This window comes from Streptomyces sp. BV286, assembly GCF_019090165.1.
Classification (GTDB): Bacteria; Actinomycetota; Actinomycetes; order Streptomycetales; family Streptomycetaceae; genus Streptomyces.
Genome location: NZ_JAHRIB010000184.1, coordinates 1 through 2,516, shown reverse-complemented (window position 1 = coordinate 2,516; position 2,516 = coordinate 1). Strand labels below are relative to the sequence as shown.

Sequence of the window (2,516 nt, the reverse complement as noted above, 5' to 3'; positions counted from 1 at the left end):
TGCTGTCGCGGCGGGGTCAGGATGCGCCGGGTGCGGTTGAACTGGTGGCTGAGCTGGCCGGGTTGGGTGCTCACGTGGAGGTTGTGGCGTGTGATGTGAGTGATCGTGCCGCGTTGGCTGCTGTGGTGGATGGTCTGGGTGCGGAATTGTCGGCGGTGGTGCACACGGCCGGTGTGGTCGACGACGGTGTGCTGGGGTCCCTGACGCCGGAGCGGTTGGACGGTGTGCTGGGTCCGAAGGCGGATGCGGCGTGGTATCTGCATGAGCTGACGCGGGAGTTGGACCTCTCCGCCTTCGTGATGTTCTCGTCGCTGGCGGGGACGGTCGACGGCGCGGGGCAGGGCAACTACGCGGCGGCCAATGTGTTCTTGGATGCGTTGGCGGTACACCGTCGTGAGCTGGGACTTCCTGGGACCTCCTTGGTGTGGGGGTTGTGGGAGGGCACTGGTATGGGTGCGGCGTTGGGGGAGGGTGATGTTGCGCGGATGAGCCGGTCGGGTGTGCTGGGTCTGTCGGTGGGGCAGGGTCTGGCGTTGTTCGATGGGGCGTTGGGTGTGGATGTGCCGGTGGTGGTGCCGGTGCGTTTGGATGTGGGGGCGTTGCGGTCGCGGGTGGACGGTGTGCCCGCGGTGTTCCGGTCGGTAGTAGGCGGGCCGGTGCGGCGTGCGGTGGGTGCTGCTGTGTCGGGTGGCGGGGAGGTGTCGCTGGCGGGGCGGCTGGCGCTGCTTGGCGCCGATGAGCGTGAGCGGGTGTTGTTGGAGTTGGTGCGGTCGCATGTGGCGGCGGTGCTGGGGCATGAGGGTGCGGGTGCGATCGAGCCGGGTCGGGCGTTCAGTGACATCGGTTTCGACTCGTTGTCCGCGGTGGAGTTGCGGAATCGGTTGAATGCGGAGACGGGGCTGCGGTTGCCGGCCACGTTGATCTTCGACTACCCCACTCCCCAAGCTCTCGCCGAATACGTGATCGTCTCCCTGATCGGCGAGGAGGCCGTCACGGACGTCGCGCTGCCGCTGACCGAGGCGCCCGCGGTCACCGGAACCGACGACGACCCCGTGGTGATCGTCGGCATGGGCTGCCGCTACCCCGGCGACGTCCGCAGCCCCGACGACCTGTGGCGGCTCGTGTCCGAAGGTACCGATGCCATCACGCCCTTCCCCGACAACCGGGCGTGGGACATCGACGACATCTACGACCCGCTGCCGGGCGTCTCCGGCAGGACGTACACACGTGAGGGTGGCTTCCTGCACGATGCGGCGGAGTTCGACCCGGACTTCTTCGGGATCTCGCCGCGTGAGGCCCTCGCCATGGACCCGCAGCAGCGGTTGCTGCTGGAGACGTCGTGGGAGGCGATCGAGCGGGCGGGCATCGACCCGACCACCCTGCGCGGCACCCAGACCGGCGTCTTCGCCGGTGTCATGCAGACCGACTACGGCACAGGAAGCGCCCGCCTCTCCGAGGACGTAGAGGGCTACATCGCCAACGGCACCCTCGGCAGCGTGGTCTCCGGCCGTGTCGCGTACACCATGGGTCTGGAGGGCCCGGCCGTCACGATCGACACGGCCTGCTCCTCCTCGCTGGTCGCCCTCCACTGGGCCGCCCATGCCCTGCGTCAGGGGGAGTGCTCACTCGCGCTCGCCAGTGGTGTGACCGTGATGTCCACCCCCGAGACGTTCATCGACTTCAGCCTCCAGCGCGGCCTCGCCGCGAACGGCCGCTGCAAGGCGTTCTCCGCCGACGCGGACGGCACGGCCTGGGGCGAGGGTGTGGGTGTCCTCGTCCTTGAGCGGCTGTCGGACGCGCGGCGCAACGGCCACCAGGTGTTGGCCGTGGTGCGTGGTTCGGCGTTGAATCAGGACGGTGCGAGCAATGGCCTTACGGCTCCGAATGGTCCCTCGCAGCAGAGGGTGATCCGTCAGGCGCTGGCGAGTGCAGGACTCTCGGTCTCTGAGGTCGACGCCGTCGAGGCGCACGGCACGGGTACGACCCTTGGCGACCCGATCGAGGCCCACGCACTGTTGTCGACGTACGGCCAGGAACGCGAGGAGGACCGTCCGCTCTGGCTGGGCTCGGTCAAGTCGAACGTGGGCCACACACAGGCCGCCTCCGGTGTCGCGGGCGTGATCAAGATGGTCATGGCGATGCGGGAGGGTGTCCTGCCCCGGACCCTGCATGTGGGTGAGCCGTCGAGTCATGTGGACTGGTCTGCGGGTGCGGTGGAGTTGTTGACGGAGGCGCGGGCGTGGCCGGAGATGGGGCGTCCGCGGCGAGCGGGTGTGTCCTCCTTCGGGGTGAGTGGTACGAACGCGCATGTGATCGTGGAGCAGGCGCCGGTGGAGGAGCCTGCGGCGGAGGCTGTTGCGGAGCCTGGTGTCGAGTCCGGCGTGGCTGGGTTGCCGGTGCCGTGGGTGGTGTCGGGCAAGTCTGCAGGGGCGTTGCGGGCGCAGGCGGGGGCGTTGTTGGCGCAGCAGCAGACGGCGGGTTCGTCGGTTGTTGATGTGGCCTTCTCGCTGAATGCG

The 2,516-nt window shown here is 68.8% G+C and carries 1 protein-coding gene; it reads left to right on the top strand.

The features are described 5' to 3' along the window. Positions 1-2,516: type I polyketide synthase (locus tag KUF83_RS36100; RefSeq protein WP_217459277.1), on the top strand; the 2,516-nt coding region annotated here is incomplete at both ends.